The 17939-nt window shown below is 64.6% G+C and carries 12 protein-coding genes; 5 read left to right on the forward strand and 7 right to left on the reverse strand.

Annotated features, from left to right (window positions below; genetic code table 11):
• Positions 1-39: 39 nt before the first annotated feature.
• The 4 genes from JG743_RS18720 to JG743_RS18735 are packed head-to-tail and all read right to left on the reverse strand — an operon-like array spanning position 40 to position 4114.
• Complete coding sequence (locus JG743_RS18720) at positions 40-690, reverse strand: ABC-type transport auxiliary lipoprotein family protein (protein WP_446720864.1); 651 nt, start codon at positions 688-690, stop codon at positions 40-42.
• Between the two features lie 37 nt (positions 691-727).
• Positions 728-2101 (reverse strand): MlaD family protein, encoded by a 1374-nt coding sequence (locus tag JG743_RS18725; protein ID WP_202292272.1) that lies wholly within the window; start codon positions 2099-2101, stop codon positions 728-730.
• 14 nt (positions 2102-2115) lie between these two features.
• Complete coding sequence (locus JG743_RS18730) at positions 2116-2925, reverse strand: ABC transporter ATP-binding protein (protein ID WP_202292273.1); 810 nt, start codon at positions 2923-2925, stop codon at positions 2116-2118.
• A gap of 1 nt (position 2926) precedes the next feature.
• Positions 2927-4114: an ABC transporter permease gene (locus JG743_RS18735; protein WP_202292274.1), complete on the reverse strand. Its 1188-nt coding sequence runs from the start codon at positions 4112-4114 to the stop codon at positions 2927-2929.
• Between the two features lie 76 nt (positions 4115-4190).
• Here JG743_RS18735 and dgcA point away from each other — a divergent pair, with 76 nt between their 5' ends.
• Positions 4191-5174 (forward strand): N-acetyl-D-Glu racemase DgcA, encoded by a 984-nt coding sequence (gene dgcA / locus JG743_RS18740; protein WP_202292275.1) that lies wholly within the window; start codon positions 4191-4193, stop codon positions 5172-5174.
• Here dgcA and JG743_RS18745 read toward each other — a convergent pair.
• Together JG743_RS18745 and JG743_RS18750 are read right to left on the reverse strand one after the other, a co-directional pair.
• Positions 5145-6359, reverse strand: coding sequence for an MFS transporter (locus JG743_RS18745; protein WP_202292276.1), 1215 nt, complete (start codon positions 6357-6359; stop codon positions 5145-5147). The genes dgcA and JG743_RS18745 overlap by 30 nt on opposite strands.
• A gap of 128 nt (positions 6360-6487) precedes the next feature.
• A complete protein-coding gene (locus JG743_RS18750) occupies positions 6488-7276 on the reverse strand; it encodes a UDP-2,3-diacylglucosamine diphosphatase (RefSeq protein WP_202302719.1) in 789 nt (262 codons plus the stop codon).
• Positions 7277-7429: 153 nt separating this feature from the next.
• On the opposite strand from JG743_RS18750, the gene JG743_RS18755 reads away from it, so the two are divergent.
• The 3 genes from JG743_RS18755 to JG743_RS18765 all read left to right on the forward strand — a co-directional run bounded on the left by JG743_RS18755 (position 7430) and on the right by JG743_RS18765 (position 12147).
• Positions 7430-8209 (forward strand): SDR family oxidoreductase, encoded by a 780-nt coding sequence (locus tag JG743_RS18755; protein ID WP_202292277.1) that lies wholly within the window; start codon positions 7430-7432, stop codon positions 8207-8209.
• A 262-nt stretch (positions 8210-8471) separates the two neighbouring features.
• The gene (locus JG743_RS18760; RefSeq protein WP_202292278.1) at positions 8472-10796 is read left to right on the forward strand and encodes an NADP-dependent malic enzyme; all 2325 of its coding nucleotides are present in this window, start codon (positions 8472-8474) and stop codon (positions 10794-10796) included.
• A 130-nt stretch (positions 10797-10926) separates the two neighbouring features.
• Complete coding sequence (locus tag JG743_RS18765) at positions 10927-12147, forward strand: DUF2865 domain-containing protein (RefSeq protein ID WP_202292279.1); 1221 nt, start codon at positions 10927-10929, stop codon at positions 12145-12147.
• Here the strand turns inward: JG743_RS18765 and gltX are convergent.
• Positions 12065-13438, reverse strand: a complete 1374-nt coding sequence (gene gltX, locus JG743_RS18770; RefSeq protein ID WP_202292280.1) for a glutamate--tRNA ligase — start codon at positions 13436-13438, stop codon at positions 12065-12067. The genes JG743_RS18765 and gltX overlap by 83 nt on opposite strands.
• Before the next feature lie 722 nt (positions 13439-14160).
• Here gltX and JG743_RS18775 point away from each other — a divergent pair.
• Positions 14161-17931 (forward strand): vitamin B12-dependent ribonucleotide reductase, encoded by a 3771-nt coding sequence (locus JG743_RS18775; RefSeq protein ID WP_202292281.1) that lies wholly within the window; start codon positions 14161-14163, stop codon positions 17929-17931.
• Positions 17932-17939 lie beyond the last annotated feature (8 nt).

A 17939-nucleotide genomic window follows, 5' to 3' on the forward strand; every position in this document is an offset into this window, starting at 1 on the left:
GGACTCTAGCGCAGCCGCTTCATGGCCGCGCTGATCGGCTCAGATCACCGAATCTGTCCAGCGGACGATGTCCTTCGCCGCCTGGCCGAAGGCGCTGTCCAGCGCGCCGACATAGGCGGCGTTGCCGCTGCCCGAAACGGGCGCGCTTGCCGAGAAGCTCTTGGCGGCGCGGACCTCGCCATTGCGGTCGTTGAGGATGCGCACGAACAGATCGACCTCGGCGTGCTCGCCGCCGTTGACGCGGACCTCGAAGGAACGGACCTCGGCGATGATCTGGTAGTCGATAGCCAGCCCCTCGCCCGGCTTGCCGACCCCGGCGAAGCTGCCGGAACGCTGGAAGGTCTCGGCAAGCCTCGCCTGCACGATCAGCGGCAGCCGGTCGGCCCATTGCGCGCCCTTGAGATATTGGATCGACAGGTCTGACGGTCTGATGACGATGTTCTGGCTGTCCAGCGCTTTGAGCGCGGAAGGCTGGGCGATCAGGATCTGCCGGCGGCTGTGGCCATGCGCGTCGATCGACGGCGCCGACAGCTCGAACGTGTCGAGCGGCGCCGGCTTGGCGCCGAGCGCCGCGCAGCCGGCCAGCGAGAGCGCAAGCAGCGCCGCAGCCGATGTCAATCCAACCGACCTTGCCCAAACCGACGTCACGCGCGATCCCCGTTGTCCCCAGATCGTAAGATCAACCCGCAATTGCGGCTTCTGTTCTTGCGGTGGGTGATGGCCGAAGTCAACGCCGCACCCTGCCGTCATATTGCCGGACCTCACCCTCGCCGCCCGACAGGATGCGCTGCGGATTGCGGCTGAGATCGGTCACCGCTTCCTCGATGCGGTTGATCGAGCGGCGGCTGTCCTGGACCAGCGCCTCGACATTCTGCAGGCCCTGGCCGGAGAAGCGGGCCAGGTTGTCGGTGATGGTGCCGAGCCGCGCATTCAGCGTGTCGGCGACCTGCTTGAACGATTTCAGCGTGTCGCGAGCGTCCGCCATGACGCCGTTCGCCTCGCCCGAGCCGAGCAGCTTGTCGACCTTGGCCAGGATGCCGTCGACGCGCACCGAGGCGTCGTTCAGTCGCTGGGCGAGCTGCTTGGCGTCCTTGATGGTGTCGTCGATGTCGTCGGCGCGGCTGGCGAATTTGTTCGTGACCTTGGCGATGTCGGCGGCGGCCTGATTGGCGTTTTCGCTGGCCTTCTGGATGTTGGCCAGCGCCGTGCGCACCTCGGCCGGATCGATGCCGTCGAGCACGCCGTTGACCTTGTCCAGCGTGCCTTGCGTCTTCTGGGCGAAGTCGTTGATCGAGCCGACCGCCGTGTTGACGTTGTTGATGACGGTGTCGAACTGCTTGGAGGTTTCCTTCAGATTGCCGGTGACCGTGTCGACATTGGCGACGATGCTCTTGATCTTATCCTTGTCGACGGCGTTGAGCAGGCCTTCGGCGGCCTTCAAAGTTCCGTCAAGCTTGCCCGAGACCCCCTTCAGCTCGTCCGAGAGCGAGCTCACGCTGGACAGGAACTTGTCGATGCCATCGGAATTCTTGGCCAGCGCGTCCGAGAAGGTCTGCACGTTCTTGACCGTATCGGTCAGCGGCCCGCGCACGTCGTGGGTGAAGCCTTCGAGATCGGAGAGCACCTTGTCGGCGCGGGTGAAGATGTTCTGCGCGGTCTGCAGGAGGTTGGTGACGGCGGACGGATTGGCGACGATCTCGGCGACCTTGCCTTCCTTCTCGGCCTGGTCGAGCAGCTTCGGCTCCCTGGGGTCGGCGCCCTTGAGCTCGATATTGGCCTGACCGGTGAGACCGGCAAGCCCGATATCGGCCTGCGTCGACTTGGTGATCGGCGTCATCCGGTCGATCTCGGTGTCGGCGATGGCGACCGTCGGGTTGTCGACGTCGATGTAGACGCGCCTGACGTCACCCACCTTGACGCCGTTGAACAGCACGAAACTGCCGCGGCCGAGGCCGGACGCCGAGCCTGGGATGCGCACGCGCAGGAGCGTCGTCTCGCCCTTGTCGCCGATCGCCGCCGTCCAATAGACGAAGGCAAAGGCCGCCAGGATCGCGGCCAGCGTGAAGATGCCGACAATGACGTAGTTGGCTCTGGTTTCCATTGCCCCACTTATGGCTATGCGCGCGCCGCAAGATCAAGTTGCCGTGCACGTTTTCCGCGAAAATAGGATTTCACCCACGGCTCCTCGCTTTTCAGCATGTCGTCGATCGTGCCTTCGACCAGCACCTTCTTCTTGCCGAGCACCGCCACGCGGTCGCAGGCGGTGAACAGCGTGTCGAGGTCATGCGTGACCATGTAGACGGTGAGATCCATCGTATCGCGCAGCTTGACCACCAGCTCGTCGAATTCGGCGGCGCTGATCGGATCGAGGCCGGATGTCGGCTCGTCGAGGAAGACGATGTCCGGATCGAGCGCCAGCGCGCGCGCCAGTGCCGCGCGCTTGATCATGCCGCCGGACAATTCGGATGGGAATTTCTGCGCGGCATCAGGCGGCAGCCCGACAAGCTCGATCTTCAGCAGCGCCAGCTCGTCCATCAGCTTCTTCGGCAGGTCGAGGTATTCGCGCATCGGCACCTGCACGTTCTCCTGCACCGTCAGCGCCGAAAACAGCGCGCCGTGCTGGAACAGCACGCCAAGGCGCATATCGATGCGCAGGCGCTCGATGTCGCTCGCCTTCTCGACATCGACGCCGAACAGCTTGATCGTGCCCGACTGCTTGTGCAGCAGGCCGAGGATTGTGCGCAAAAGCACCGATTTGCCGGCGCCCGAGGCGCCGACGAAGCCAAGGATCTCACCGCGGGTGATGTCGAGCGACAGTTTGTCGAGGATGACCTTGTCATCCAGGGCGACGGTGACGTCGCGAACGGACAGCACGATCTCGTTTTCGGTGGTTTCCTTGGCCTCGGTACCGTTTCGCGTCGCCATGTCAGAACTCTATCGCGGCGTAGAACATGGCAAAAAGCCCGTCGAGGATGATGACGACGAAGATCGACTTCACCACCGAGGCGGTCACGTGCTGGCCAAGCGATTCCGCGCTGCCGCCGACCTTCATGCCCTCGACGGAGGCGATGGTGCCGATGATCATGGCCATGAACGGCGCCTTGATCAGGCCGGCGAAGATGGTGCTGAGATCGATGGCGACGCGCAGCCGGTCGATGAAGGCGGCAGGGGGAATGTCGGAATAGAGCCAGGCGGCGATGATGCCGCCGCCAAGGGCGGCGAAATTGGCGATGATGGTGAGACACGGCAGCGCGATGACCAGCGCGACCAGGCGCGGGAACACCAGCACGCCGATCGGGTTCAGGCCGATGACCTTGAGCGCGTCGACCTCCTCGCGCATCTTCATCGAACCGATCTCGGCGGTGATGGCGCTGCCGGAGCGGCCGGCGATCATGATCGCCGTCATCAGCACGCCGAGTTCGCGCAGGATCAGCACGCCGACTAGGTCGACGACGAAGATGTCGGCGCCGAAATAGCTGAGCTGGTAGGCGCCCTGCTGGGCAACGATGGCGCCGACGATGGCCGACATCAGCACCACCACCGGGATGGCGCCGACGCCCATGCGGTCGATCTGGTTGAAAATGGCGGCCGGGTTGACGGCATGGCCGCGGCCAAGCTTCATCTGCGCGCCGCGGATGGTGGCGCCGAGGATGTTCATCGAGGCCAGGAAATCGTCACGCATCTCATAGACGCGCCGGCCGACCGCCTCCAGCGCGCGGATGATGATGTTGGGCGGACCGGCGGGGCCCGATTCGGGCTCGCGCCGGACAGCGTCGCCGACGGCGCCGAGCAGGATCGAGGCGATCTCGCTCTGCCCCTGCATCCTGACTTCGACGCCCTTCTTCTCGAAAGCACTGACCAGGCGGTCGATCAGCCAGGCACCGGCGGTGTCCATCTTCTCAATTTGTGAAAGATCGAGCGCCAAGGTCTTGAAACCGCTGCGCTTCTCGATTTTGCGCATTTCCGCGTCGACCAGCGCCACGGTGCGCGTCGTCCAGCTTCCGGAGAAAGCGCAGCCGAGAACGCCACGCTCCTCGCCAACGGCAATGCGCGGCTGGCCGTTCGGCTCCTTGGCGGCCGTGCCGCTTGCGTCGCGTTTGCGGATGGTCAACATGGCGTCCTGTTTAGCCTGCCGGAACCGGCCTGTCATTTGCCGGCGCCCGGTTGTCGCACTGCCCGAGAAGAAAAATATGGCGCGTGTCATTTCGGTCGAATCCGAGCGTTTCCCCATTGCCGGCGCCTTCACCATCTCGCGCGGCTCGAAGACCGAGGCGGAAGTCATCACCGTGACGATCGGTGAAAGCGGGCATGCCGGGCGCGGCGAATGCGTCCCCTACAAGCGCTATGGCGAGACCATGGATGGCGTGCGCGAGGCGATCGAAGGCATGCGCGGCCAGCTCGCCGGGGGCATCGGTCGGATCGCGCTGTTCGACGCCATGCCGGCGGGTGCGGCCCGCAACGCCGTCGATTGCGCCTTGTGGGACCTGGAAGCGAAGTTGAGCGGCACGCCGGTGGCGGATGCGATATGCGCTGCTCCGCCGCGGGCGCTCGAGACGGCCTACACGCTCTCGCTGGGCGAGCCGGAGGCGATGGCGGCGCAGGCCCGCGCCAACGCGGCGCGGCCACTGCTCAAGGTCAAGATCGGCGGGGACAACGACATGGCCCGCATCCGAGCCGTTACCGAAGCGGCGCCCGCCAGCCGCATCATCCTCGACGCCAATGAGGGTTGGACGGACGACAATATCGTCGAAAACCTCGCCTTCGCCGCCGAGCACGGCATCACGCTGATCGAACAGCCGCTGCCGGCCGGCCGCGACGGCATCCTGAGTCAGATCGCGCATCCGGTGCCGATCTGCGCCGACGAAAGCGTGCACGAGGCGAAGGGCCTCGAGGCCCTCGTCGGACTTTATGATGCCGTGAACATCAAGCTCGACAAATCCGGCGGGCTGACCGAGGCGCTGGTGCTGCGCGAGCGCGCCCGCGCGCTCGGCTTCCGCATCATGGTCGGCTGCATGGTCGGCACCTCGCTGGCGATGGCGCCGGCCGTGCTTCTGGCGCAGGGCGCCGATTTCGTCGATCTCGACGGTCCGCTGCTGCTCGCGAGGGACCGCGAGCCAGGCCTCGTCTACCAGGGATCGCTGGTGCTACCCCCCGACAGGACGCTGTGGGGTTGAGCGCGCCGCGAGCGCAATCAGCGCCAGCCCGATGAGCGCGATGGGGATCATGGCGAGGAAGCCGTCGACGCCGAAGCGGTCATAGAGCCAGCCCGACGCCAGCGTCACCACAGCCATGAAGAAGCCGTTGAAGAAATAGGCGATGCCTTGCGCAGCACCCGTTCGTTCCTCCGAGACGGTCTCGCCGATCATCTTCTGCAAGCCGATCAGAACCATCGCCACCGACACCGCGTGCAGCGTCTGGACGCCGAAGAAGCCGGCGACGCCAAGGCCGAGCGGCCAGATCAGCGGAAAGGCGATCCAGCGCACGATCGAACCGATGCCGGCGATCAGCATCACCCTGACGACCGAAACAGAGTTGAAAATACGGTTGAAAAACAAGAACATGCCGACTTCGGACACCACGCCCCAGGCCCATAGCAGGCCAACCACGGTGTCGCTGATGCCAATCGACTTCCAGTAGATCGAGACAAAGCCGTAGAGATAGGCGTGGCTGGCGGTGATGATGCCGACGCCAAGGGTGAAATAGAGGAAATAGGCATTGAGAAGCTTCGGCGCCGAATGCTGGATGTCGGTCGCCGACAGCGGCGAGGCGCGGCGCGGACGGCCGAGCCTCGGCGCCAGCAATCCGGCGACAAGCGCCGCGCCGAGCGCAACGAAGATGATTACCGGCACCGCCTCGGCGCCGGTGCGCGCCAGGATGAAGCCGCCGACGACATTGGCGCAAAGATAAGAGATCGAGCCCCATTTGCGCATGCTGGTGTAGTTGGAGCCGAAACGGCGCACGCCCGAAAGCGCCAGCGAATCGGCGATCGGCGAATGCGGTGTCCAGACGATGGTCAGCGCCAGCGAGACGGCGAGCACGACGGCGTAGGTCGGCGGCAGGAAATAACCGGCGGCCAGCACCATCGAGGCCGCGACCAGCGCGATATAGACATGGGCGCGGTCCCTCGCCCGGTCGGCCAATGCGGTCAGCAGCGGCGTCGTCACCACGCGCAGGAACATGGGCGCGGCGAGGATGACGGCGATCTGCCCGACATGGAAACCCTTGGCCTGCAGCCAGAGCGGGAAGTAGGGCAGATGCGTGCCGAGCGACACGAAGAGCGTGGCGAAGATCAGGCTCATGCGCAGCTCGAAATGGCGTGGCTTGACGAGCTGTTCTGGCGAGAGCGGCGGCAGGGACATGAATCGATCCAATCACGTCACGGTCGACCGGCCGCGACGTATGTCGATCCCTTAACATGGAGAAAAACCGGGCGAAACCGGCTGGACTAACCGATTGGCGCGGGGCCTTTATTACCGGGGGCCCGGCCTCACGCCGCCTGCACCACCCTGCCCTTGATGTTGACGGGAACCAGCACATCCTTGCCGGCCGGAGCCTCGGGCAGGACATGGGCCCAGGTCAGGATTTCCATGCGGCCGTCGAAATGCTCGACCACGGCGGTGCAGCTTTCCACCCAGTCGCCGGTGTTGATGTATTGCACGTCGCCGTAGTTCTCGATCGCGGCATGGTGGATGTGGCCGCAGATGACGCCGTCGACATGCGAGCGCCGCGCTTCCTCGCTCAGCACCGTCTGGAACGAGCCGATGAAGTTCACCGCCTTCTTGACCTTGACCTTGGCCCAGGACGAGAACGACCAGTAAGGCAGGCCGAGCAGATGACGCAGCTTTGTGATCACCCGATTGACCATCATCGCCGCGTCATAGGCGTAGTCGCCGAGATAGGCGAGCCAGCGTTGATTGTGCACAACGGTGTCGAACTGGTCGCCATGGATGACCAGCAGGCGCCGGCCGTCGGCGGTCTCGTGGATGGCACGGTCGGCGACGACGATGCCGCCGAAATGCACGCCCTGGAACTGGCGGGCGAACTCGTCGTGGTTGCCGGCGATGTAGGTGATGCTGGCGCCTTTGCGCGCCTTGCGCAGCAGTTTCTGCACGACGTCATTATGGCTCTGCGGCCAGTGCCAGCTGCGCCTGAGCCGCCAGCCGTCGACGATGTCGCCGACCAGATAGATGATATCGGCGTCGTGGTGTCTGAGGAAATCGATCAGGAAGTCGGCCTTGGCCGCCTTCGACCCCAGGTGGATGTCGGAGATGAACATTGAGCGGAAAGTGCGGGGCTCTGGGCCGGACATAGCTTGTCACCGTTGCTTTCGCAGAGCCTATGCCCCGATTCATGCAACAACCGTATGACGGTTGCGATTGGTCCAGCCGAAGGGCTAGCTTGCCGCGCTTGATCAAGGGAGAATACCGTCATGGATCTCGGCATTCGCGGAAAGAAGGCCATTGTCTGCGCTTCAAGCAAGGGGCTGGGACGCGGCTGCGCCATTGCGCTGGCCGAGGCCGGCTGCGATCTCGTCGTCAACGGCCGCAATGCCGAGCTCCTGGCAAAGACCGCCGCGGAGATTCGCGAAAAGTCTGGCGTCAAGGTGATCGAGATCGCCGGCGACGTGTCGAAGCCCGAGGTGCAGAAGGCGCTGCTTGCCGCCTGTCCCGATCCGGACATCCTCGTCAACAACAATGGCGGGCCGCCGCTGCGCGATTTCCGCACGCTCGACCGTGGCAAGATCCTCGAAGGCGTCACCCAGAACATGGTGACGCCGATCGAGCTGATCCAGGCGGTTGTCGACGGCATGGCCAAGCGCGGCTTCGGCCGCATCGTCAACATCACCTCGCTGTCGGTTTATGTGCCGATCCCCGGGCTCGACCTCTCGTCCGGCGCGCGCGCCGGCCTGACCTCGTTCCTGGCCGGCGTGGCGCGCACGGTGGTCGACCGCAACGTCACCATCAACAGCCTGCTGCCCGGCAAGCTCGACACCGACCGGCTGCGCGGCCCGCATGAAGCCGGCACGGCCGAGGAGCCGGCGGCAGCGGCGGCGCGGAAAGCCCGCATCAGCGCCGACGTGCCCGCAAAACGTCTCGGCACGCCCGAGGAATTCGGCCAGATCTGCGCCTTCCTATGCTCGGTGCATGCCGGCTATCTTACCGGGCAGAACATTCCGGTGGATGGCGGCCTCTACGTCAGCGCGTTCTGATCAGAAGACTCGACGCGTTCGCAGAAATTCAGCGCAAGCCTATGAAATAGCTAAATCTTCCTGCGCTCGGTCCTTTCGCTCGCGATTGCGTCATTTGCCGTCGCGAAAAGCGCGCTTCGCATGCTAGAGCGGTTCAGCGTTTTTCGGAAACGCTGAACCGCTCAGCTATTTGCTTTGACGCAATTCCGGACGGAAAACCGTTTCACACTTTTCCTGGAATTGCTCTAAAAGGCAGCGAAGCAGCAGCGTGAGGAGGGCCGGCATGGACAATGAGAACAAGAAACCGGCCCGATCCGACCTCGACGAGGCCGCGCTCTATTTCCACAAGCATCCCATTCCCGGAAAGCTCGAAATCCAGGCGACCAAGCCGCTTGGCAACCAGCGCGACCTGGCGCTCGCCTATTCGCCGGGCGTTGCCGCACCCTGCCTCGAAATCCGCGACGACCCGGCGACCGCCGCCGACTATACGGCGCGAGCCAACCTGGTCGGCGTCGTCTCCAACGGCTCGGCGGTGCTCGGCCTCGGCAATATCGGGCCGCTCGCCTCGAAGCCGGTGATGGAAGGCAAGGCGGTGCTGTTCAAGAAGTTCGCCGGCATCGACGTCTTCGACATCGAGATCGACGCGCCGGAGATCGAGCGCATGGTCGAAACGGTCGCGGCGCTGGAGCCGACCTTTGGCGGCATCAATCTCGAGGACATCAAGGCGCCGGAATGTTTCGAGGTCGAGGAGCAGCTCAAGGCCCGCATGGGCATCCCGGTGTTCCATGACGATCAGCACGGTACGGCGATCATCGTCGCCGCCGCAGTGCTCAACGGGTTGGAATTCGCCGGCAAGACGATTTCCGACATCAAGATCGTCACGTCGGGCGCCGGTGCGGCCGCGCTCGCCTGCCTCAACCTTCTGGTCTCGCTCGGCGCCAAGGTCGAGAACATCTGGGTCACCGACCGTTTCGGCGTCGCCTACAAGGGGCGTCTCGAGGAGATGGACCGCTGGAAGGACCCCTATGTGAAGGACACGGAGGCGCGCACGCTGGCCGATGTCATTCCGGGCGCCGATGTCTTCCTAGGTCTCTCAGCCGCCGGCGTACTCAAGCCGGAATTGCTGCAGCACATGGCGCCGAAGCCGCTGATCCTGGCGCTGGCCAACCCCAATCCGGAGATCATGCCGGAGGTCGCGCGCGCGGCGCGGCCGGATGCGATGATCTGCACCGGCCGCTCCGATTTTCCCAATCAAGTCAACAATGTGCTTTGCTTTCCTTACATCTTCCGCGGCGCGCTCGACTGCGGCGCCAGCGCCATCAACGAGGAGATGAAGATGGCGGCGGTCAGGGCGATCGCCGCCCTTGCCCGCGAGGAGCCGTCGGATGTTGCCGCGCGCGCCTATTCCGGCGAGACGCCCATCTTCGGGCCCGACTTCCTGATCCCCTCGCCCTTCGACCCGCGCCTCATCCTGCGCATCGCGCCGGCCGTCGCCAAGGCCGCCTGCGACACCGGCGTGGCGACCAGGCCGATCGCCGACTTCGCCGCCTATATCGACAAGCTGAACCGCTTCGTCTTCCGCTCCGGGCTGGTGATGAAGCCGGTGTTCTCGTCGGCCAAGGCATCCAGCGCCAAGCGCGTCATCTATGCCGACGGCGAAGACGAACGCGTGCTGCGCGCCGCCCAGGTGGTGCTGGAGGAAGGCATCGCCGAACCGATCCTGATCGGCCGTCCGCATGTCATCGAGGTCAGGCTGAAGCGCTACGGATTGCGCATCAAGCCCGGCGTCGATTTCGGCCTGATCAACCCGGAAGAAGATCCGCGCTACCGCCACTATGTCGACCTGCTGATCGAGCTTGCTGGCCGGCGCGGCGTGACGACGGAAGCGGCACGCACCATGGTGCGCACCGACAACACGGTGATCGCGGCGCTGGCGCTGAAGCGCGGCGATGCCGATGCCATGGTCTGCGGCCTCGAAGGCCGTTTCGAGCGGCATCTGCGCAACGTGACGCTGATCATAGGTCCGCGCGCGGGCATCAAGGACCGGGATCTGTCCACGCTCTCGATGCTGATCTCGCAGCGCGGCATCATCTTCCTGACCGATACCCATGTCTCGGTCGATCCGACGGCCGAGGAGATCGCCGAGATGACGGTGCTGGCGGCGGAGGAGATCCAGCGCTTCGGCATCGAGCCGAAGGCAGCACTGCTGTCGCACTCGGATTTCGGCTCGCGCGATTCCCCCAGCGCGCTGAAGATGCGGCAAGCGGCGGCGATCCTGGCTCGCATCGCGCCGGAATTGCAGAGCGACGGCGAGATGCATGCCGACTCGGCCCTGTCGGAGCACCTGCGCCAGCGCGTCTATCCGCATTCGCGGCTGAGGGGCGAGGCCAATCTGCTGGTGTTCCCGAACCTCGATTCGGCCAACATCACGCTGACGGCTCTGCGCACCATGATGGATGCGCTGCATGTCGGGCCGATCCTGCTCGGCACCGACAAGCCGGCGCATATATTGACGCCGTCGGTGACCTCGCGCGGCGTCGTCAACATGACGGCGCTGGCGGTGGTCGAGGCGGCGCACAAGGCGCAGGCGGTCGTCAATCTGGGCTGAGACCGGATTTGGCGGTAAGCTGCCGTCACGTTGGTTGCAGACTCAACTGCGTCCGGTTGTAGAGTAAAGACAGGTTTAACCGCGGACGGGCTAGCTTTAGCGACGAGCTGGCAATCGGGGTTTCAGGCGAATGAAGGGCGCGGGGTTGAAGCTGACCCACCTTGCGGCGCTGCTTGCGGCGCTGGCGGTGTCCGTCGTCGCCGTGACCGAGCCGCAGGCCGCCTCGCGCATCTGCCGCCAGCTTGAAGATGAACTCACTGCTGCTCGCGGCGGTGGTGGCGGACCGAACCTGATCCGCAAATATGACGACGCCGTCGCGCGCCAGCGCGAGCAGTTGGCGAAGGCGCGCAACCGGGCGAGCGATGCCGGTTGCGGCTTTTCGCTGTTTTCGCGCAACGTCAACAGATGCGCGGCGATCAACGCCAACATCGATCGGATGAACGCCAATCTCGACGCCTTGCTGACGAAGCGCGAGCGGCTTGCCGGGGGCGGCTCGCGGCGCGACCGAAGCCGTATCCTTGCGGCGCTCGACGCCAATGGCTGCCGCGACGATGAGATCGCGCCAGGGCGCGTTCCGCTCGAGGAGAGCGCGCGCAACAATGGTAGCGGCAATCTGTTCGAACAGCTTTTCGGCGGCGGCGACCGCGAGATCGAAACGCTCAATGCTCCCGATGTATCGGATGTGCCGCCAGACGATCCCAGCGAACGCAACATCCGCCGGGTGATCAACCAGCCCGACGGCATGGACCTGCCGCGGCTGGACGGCGAATTCCGCACCGTCTGCGTGCGCACCTGCGACGGCTATTTCTTCCCGATGTCGAACGCCGCCTCGTATGGCGATTTCGAGCGCGACCAGAAGAACTGCGAATCGAGCTGCCCCGGCACCGAGATGCAGGTGTTCTACACGCGCGACATGGATGGCGACGCCGGCGCGATGACCTCGTCGGCGACCGGCAGGCCATACAGCGAGCTGCCGACCGCCTATCTCTACAAGCAGACCAACGTGATGCGGCCGCCGGCCTGCGGCTGCAACGCGCAAGCGGAGAACTTCGAAATCATCGCAGGCAATCCGCCGAGACCAGAACAGTCCGAGCCCGACGCGGCCACGACGCCGTTCGTTCCCGCGCCTGGCGGCAAGCCGGATCCGGGCGCCGATCCCGAGACGCTGGCCAATGCCGTGGGCGGGCTCGATCGCGACGCCATCAAGCGCCTGGCTCAAAAGCCGACGACGTCGCCGGTATCGGCGCTGCCGCCGGAACAACGCAAGGTCAGGGTCGTCGGGCCATCGTTCCTTCCCGACCCAGCAGGGGCAATAGATCTGCAAGCTCCGGCCCGGAAGGCTGTCCAGTAAGCGCCAGCCTGAGCGGCATGAACAGCGCCTTGCCCTTGCGCCCGGTTGCTTCGCGGATCTTGCCGGTCCAGTCCTTCCAGACGGTCCCGTTCCACGGCTCCTCCGGCAGCAGGTCGAACGCCTGATGCAGGAAGTCGCGGTCCTCGCCGGAAAACTCCGCCGGTTCCTGCGGCCCCTGATCGACGATGCGCCACCAGACAACCGCGTCGGCCAGCCTGTCGAGATTTCCGCGCACCGCCAGCCAGAACGGCTCCGCCCTGTCGCCGGAAATGCCCAGAACGATCAGCCGGTCGCGCGCTTCGGCAAACGGCATATGGTGCATGAGCGTGCGGTTGAGCACGAAAAGCTCATCCGGATCGAACTTGGCCGCCGACTTCGAGGTCGCGGCCGGGTCAAAATGGCTGGCGAGTTCGGCAAGGTCGTGCGCGGCGGCGACATTCTCCGAGGTGCCGACCAGCACCGCCAGCGAGGCCACCGCCATCGGCTCGATGCCATCCCCACGCAGGCTCTCGATCGACAGCGCGCCGGTGCGCTTCGACAGGCCCTCGCCCGAGACCGTGGTCAAGAGGTTGTGGTGGCCGAAAACCGGCGGCTCGGCTTCTAGCGCCTGGAACAGCGCGATCTGCACGCCGGTATTGGTGACGTGGTCGTCGCCACGGATGACGTGGGTGACGCCCATCTCGATGTCGTCGACCACCGAAGGCAGCGTGTAGAGATAGGTGCCGTCCTCGCGTACCAGCACCGGATCCGACAGCGAGGCAAGATCGACGGTCTCCTCGCCGCGCACCAGGTCGTTCCAGTGGACCTCGGTGCGCTCCGGCTGCAGCGGGTCGCTGGTGAAGTTGGGCAGCAGGAAGCGCCAGTGCGGCTTGCGGCCGTCCGACTGGTATTCGGCCACCTGCTCCGGCGTCAGCGTCAGCGCCTCGCGGCCATAGACCGGCGGCAGGCCGCGGGTGCGGCGCACCTTGCGACGCAGGTCGAGCTCTTCCGGCGTCTCATAGCAGGCATAGAGCACGCGCGCGGCCTTCAGCCGCTCGACCGCCGCATCATAGATATCGACGCGTCGCGACTGGTATTCGGTGGCGTCGGGGAAGATGCCCAGCCAGTGCAAGTCGTAGAGGATGGAATCGGCGAATTCCTGCTTGGAGCGGGCGATGTCGGTGTCGTCGAAGCGCTGGATGAAACGGCCCTTGTTGTTCATGGCGAACAGCCAGTTGAACAGCGCGGTGCGCGCATTTCCGATATGGATGCGGCCGGTCGGCGACGGGGCGAAACGGACGGTTACTGTCATGAGCGGGGCGTAGCGGATGCTTTTCCGGTTGACAAGACGCCCCCCCGCGCGAAGGGCAAGACATAGTGCAAGCCAGCTAAAATGAAAAGGCGGAGCGACGGCATCGCCCGGGTGGCCCTGCGCGCGCCTGCCAACGGTCGCCAAAACCGGACTCTCCGGCGCGCTTTTCTGTCCCCGTTATCCACATCTGTGACACACAAGATATTGGGGTCACAAAAGCTACGCAAACGAATCCTTGACGGCGCAAAACGAGTCGCCTTTTATAGGCCATGCGCCCCTGTTGAGAGCGCGACCGGAGAGTTTCGAGGCCGGTCTTTTTTCCCGGATTTTGTGCGTTTTGCCCACATTTCCGCCTGTTCACGAGGCCGGCGGAAGCGTTGGGATTGTTGGGGCTTGGGTGGCGGATAGGGAGAATTGTCGGCCTGGAAAAAATACTCTGTTAACACTATATTTAGTGTTTGCAGGCAGGTTCGGCGCTAGATAATGTGAAGCCCTCGATCGGGGGAATCGCGAAAAAAGTTTCAGTTTTGAGGGACCCGCAGGGGTTCGTCGGCGGGTTGGGTAGGCGCTTCGCAAGAAGTTTGGCCAACGGAGCGGGCGGCGACTGCGAAAGGAGATGCCGGCGTTGTCAAGATGCCGGCAAACGGCGGACCGCGCGTTTCGCTTTGGGGCATGAATCCCTGGGGAAAAAGCGCTATATATAGACACAAAGGACCGGACCAATGCGCATCGAGCGTCGTTTCACCAAGCCAGGACAATCTGCCTACGCGGAGATCGAATTCCGCAAGGCGCTTTCCGAGATCAAGAATCCGGACGGCTCGGTGGTTTTCCGCTTGGACAACATCGACGTGCCGGCGCAGTTCAGCCAGGTCGCCGCCGACATCCTGGCGCAGAAATATTTCCGCAAGGCTGGCGTTCCCGCGCGCCTGAAGAAGGTCGAGGAGAACGACGTCCCCTCCTTCCTGTGGCGCTCCGTCGCCGACGAGGCCGAGCTTGCCAAGCTGCCCGAGGCCGAGCGCTATGGCTCCGAGACCGACGCCCGCCAGGTCTTCGACCGTCTTGCCGGCACCTGGACCTACTGGGGCTGGAAGGGCGGCTACTTCAAGTCCGAGGACGACGCGCGCGCCTTCCGTGACGAGCTTGCCTATATGCTGGCCACGCAGCGCGTCGCGCCGAATTCGCCGCAGTGGTTCAACACCGGCCTGCACTGGGCCTACGGCATCGACGGCCCGAGCCAGGGCCACTTCTATGTCGATCCCTTCACCGGCAAGCTGACCAAGTCGAAGTCCTCCTACGAGCATCCGCAGCCGCACGCCTGCTTCATCCAGGGCGTGCAGGACGACCTCGTCAACGAGGGCGGCATCATGGACCTGTGGGTGCGCGAGGCGCGCCTGTTCAAATACGGCTCGGGCACCGGCTCCAACTTCTCGCTGCTGCGCGGCGAAGGCGAAAAGCTGTCCGGCGGCGGCCGTTCGTCCGGCCTGATGAGCTTCCTCAAGATCGGCGACCGCGCGGCGGGCGCCATCAAGTCGGGCGGCACGACGCGCCGCGCCGCCAAGATGGTCATCGTCGATGTCGACCACCCGGACATCGAGGAATTCATCGACTGGAAGGTCAATGAAGAGCAGAAGGTCGCCTCGCTGGTGACCGGCTCCAAGATCGTCAAGAAGCATCTCGAAGCGATCATGAAGGCCTGCGTCAATTGCGAAGGCCATGACGACGACTGTTTCGATCCGGCGATCAACACCGCGCTGAAGCGCGAGATCAAGGCGGCCAAGAGGGACGCCGTGCCGGAGAACTACATCTACCGCGTCATCCAGTTCGCCAAGCAGGGCTACACCTCGATGTCGTTCAAGACCTACGACACCGACTGGGATTCGGACGCCTACCTCACCGTTTCCGGCCAGAACTCCAACAATTCGGTGTCGCTGAAGGACAATTTCCTGCGCGCCGTCGAGGCCGATGGCGACTGGCAACTCACCGCCCGCAAGGACGGCAAGGTGCTGAAGACGCTGAAGGCCAAGGACCTCTGGGAAAAGATCGGCTACGCCGCCTGGGCATCGGCGGACCCCGGCCTGCACTTCAACACGACGATGAACGACTGGCACACCTGCGCCTCGGCCGGTGCGATCCGGGCCTCCAATCCGTGCTCGGAATACATGTTCCTCGACGACACGGCCTGCAACCTGGCCTCGATCAACCTGCTGCCCTATCGCAATGCCGACGGCACGATCGACATCGCCACCTATGAGCACACGGTTCGCCTGTGGACCATCGTGCTCGAAATCTCGGTGATGATGGCGCAGTTCCCGTCGAAGGAAATCGCCAAGCTCTCCTACGAGTACCGCACGCTCGGCCTCGGCTACGCCAATATCGGCGGCCTGCTGATGACCTCGGGCATCCCCTACGATTCCGACGAGGGCCGCGCCATCTGCGCCGCGCTCACCGCGATCATGACCGGCACGGCCTACGCCACCTCGGCCGAGATGGCCGCCGAGCTCGGCGCCTTCCCGGACTATGACCGCAACGCGCAGAACATGCTGCGCGTAATGCGCAACCACCGCCGCGCCGCCTACGGCGACAAGGACGGCTACGAGAAGCTCGCCGTCAATCCGGTGCCGCTGGTCGCTTCCGACCTGAAGCAGCAGGCGCTCGCCGAGCACGCCAAGGCTGCCTGGGACCGCGCCATCGAGCTCGGCGAGGAGCATGGCTACCGCAATGCGCAGGCGACCGTGATCGCGCCGACCGGCACGATCGGCTTGGTCATGGATTGCGACACCACCGGTATCGAGCCCGACTTCGCGCTGGTGAAGTTCAAGAAGCTCGCCGGCGGCGGCTACTTCAAGATCATCAACCGCGCCGTGCCGGAGGCACTGCGCACGCTGGGCTACTCCGAGAGCCAGATCGCCGAGATCGAAGCTTACGCTGTCGGCCACGGCAACCTCAACCAGGCGCCCGGCATCAACCCCGGCTCGCTGAAGGCCAAGGGTTTTTCCGACGACAAGATCGCGGCGCTGAATGCGGCGCTGAAGTCGGCCTTCGACATCAAGTTCGTCTTCAACCAGTGGACGCTGGGCGCCGACTGGGTGAAGGAGACGCTCGGCTTCACCGACGAGCAGCTCGGTGACTTCTCGTTCGAGATGCTGCCGGCGCTGGGCTTCTCGAAGAAGGACATCGAGGCCGCCAACATCCATGTCTGCGGTGCGATGACGCTGGAGGGCGCGCCCTTCCTGAAGGCCGAGCATCTCGCGGTGTTCGACTGCGCCAGCCCGTGCGGCAAGATCGGCAAGCGCTCGCTGTCGATCAACAGCCACATCCTGATGATGGCGGCGGCGCAGCCCTTCATCTCGGGCGCCATCTCCAAGACCATCAACATGCCGAACGAAGCGACGGTGGAGGACGCCAAAAGCGCCTACATGCTGTCGTGGAAGCTGGCGCTGAAGGCCAACGCGCTCTACCGCGACGGCTCGAAGCTGTCGCAGCCGCTCAATGCCTCGCTGCTCGCCGATGGCGAGGAGGATGAGGACGAGGCGGTTGAGCAGCTGATCGCCGCGCCGGCCGCGCAGCGCGCCGTGCAGGTGACGGAAAAGATCGTCGAGCGCGTGGTGGAGCGGCTCTACCGCGACCGCGAGAAGCTGCCGAACCGCCGCAAAGGCTACACCCAGAAGGCCGTTGTCGGCGGCCACAAGGTGTACCTGCGCACCGGCGAGTTCGACGACGGCCGCCTCGGCGAGATCTTCATCGACATGCACAAGGAAGGTGCCGCCTTCCGCGCGATGATGAACAACTTCGCCATCGCCATCTCGCTCGGCCTGCAGTACGGCGTGCCGCTCGACGAATATGTCGAGGCCTTCACCTTCACCAAGTTTGAGCCGGCCGGCATGGTGCAGGGCAACGACGCGATCAAGAACGCGACGTCGATCCTCGACTACGTGTTCCGCGAGCTCGCCGTGTCCTATCTCGCCCGCCACGACCTCGCCCATGTCGACCAGTCGGACTTCGACAAGACGGCGCTCGGCCGCGGCATCACCGAAGGCAAGGCGACGCCGTTCTCGAAGGGCCTGACCCGTGGCGTTTCTCCGGTCAAGCTGGTCTCGGGCGTCGGCGAACCCAAGGGTTTTGGCGGTTCGGCCCCGGCGACGGCCCCTGCCCGCGCAGCCCCGACCGCGTTCTCCGGCTCCAACGTGCTGACGCTAAAGCCGGCGAGCGACGAGGCCATCGCCTACAAGCGCGACTATGAAGAGCGGGCCAAGGAACTGGCCGAGGACATCGTGGAAGAGGAAGCCGAGGCTTCCAGCACCGAGGCGCTGTTCACCGACGCCGCCGCGCAGGAAGCCGCCGAGGCAAAGAAGCTCGCCGCGACACGGCGCCAGCAGTCGCTGCTGCAGGGCTACACCGGCAACGAATGCTCGGAATGCCACAACTTCACCATGGTGCGGAACGGCACCTGCGAGAAGTGCGATACGTGTGGTTCGACGAGCGGGTGCAGCTGAGGGGATCT

This window comes from Mesorhizobium sp. 131-2-1 (assembly GCF_016756535.1).
Classification (GTDB): Bacteria; Pseudomonadota; Alphaproteobacteria; order Rhizobiales; family Rhizobiaceae; genus Mesorhizobium.

Excerpts from the sequence above, each read along its gene's own strand:
- JG743_RS18765 (WP_202292279.1), top strand. The coding sequence starts at position 10,927 with ATGAAGGGCGCGGGGTTGAAGCTGACCCACCTTGCGGCGCTGCTTGCG.
- JG743_RS18725 (WP_202292272.1), bottom strand. The coding sequence starts at position 2,101 with ATGGAAACCAGAGCCAACTACGTCATTGTCGGCATCTTCACGCTGGCC.
- JG743_RS18745 (WP_202292276.1), bottom strand. The coding sequence starts at position 6,359 with ATGTCCCTGCCGCCGCTCTCGCCAGAACAGCTCGTCAAGCCACGCCAT.
- JG743_RS18730 (WP_202292273.1), bottom strand. The coding sequence starts at position 2,925 with ATGGCGACGCGAAACGGTACCGAGGCCAAGGAAACCACCGAAAACGAG.
- JG743_RS18775 (WP_202292281.1), top strand. The coding sequence starts at position 14,161 with ATGCGCATCGAGCGTCGTTTCACCAAGCCAGGACAATCTGCCTACGCG.
- JG743_RS18750 (WP_202302719.1), bottom strand. The coding sequence starts at position 7,276 with ATGTTCATCTCCGACATCCACCTGGGGTCGAAGGCGGCCAAGGCCGAC.
- JG743_RS18735 (WP_202292274.1), bottom strand. The coding sequence starts at position 4,114 with ATGTTGACCATCCGCAAACGCGACGCAAGCGGCACGGCCGCCAAGGAG.
- JG743_RS18755 (WP_202292277.1), top strand. The coding sequence starts at position 7,430 with ATGGATCTCGGCATTCGCGGAAAGAAGGCCATTGTCTGCGCTTCAAGC.
- JG743_RS18760 (WP_202292278.1), top strand. The coding sequence starts at position 8,472 with ATGGACAATGAGAACAAGAAACCGGCCCGATCCGACCTCGACGAGGCC.
- gltX (WP_202292280.1), bottom strand. The coding sequence starts at position 13,438 with ATGACAGTAACCGTCCGTTTCGCCCCGTCGCCGACCGGCCGCATCCAT.
- dgcA (WP_202292275.1), top strand. The coding sequence starts at position 4,191 with ATGGCGCGTGTCATTTCGGTCGAATCCGAGCGTTTCCCCATTGCCGGC.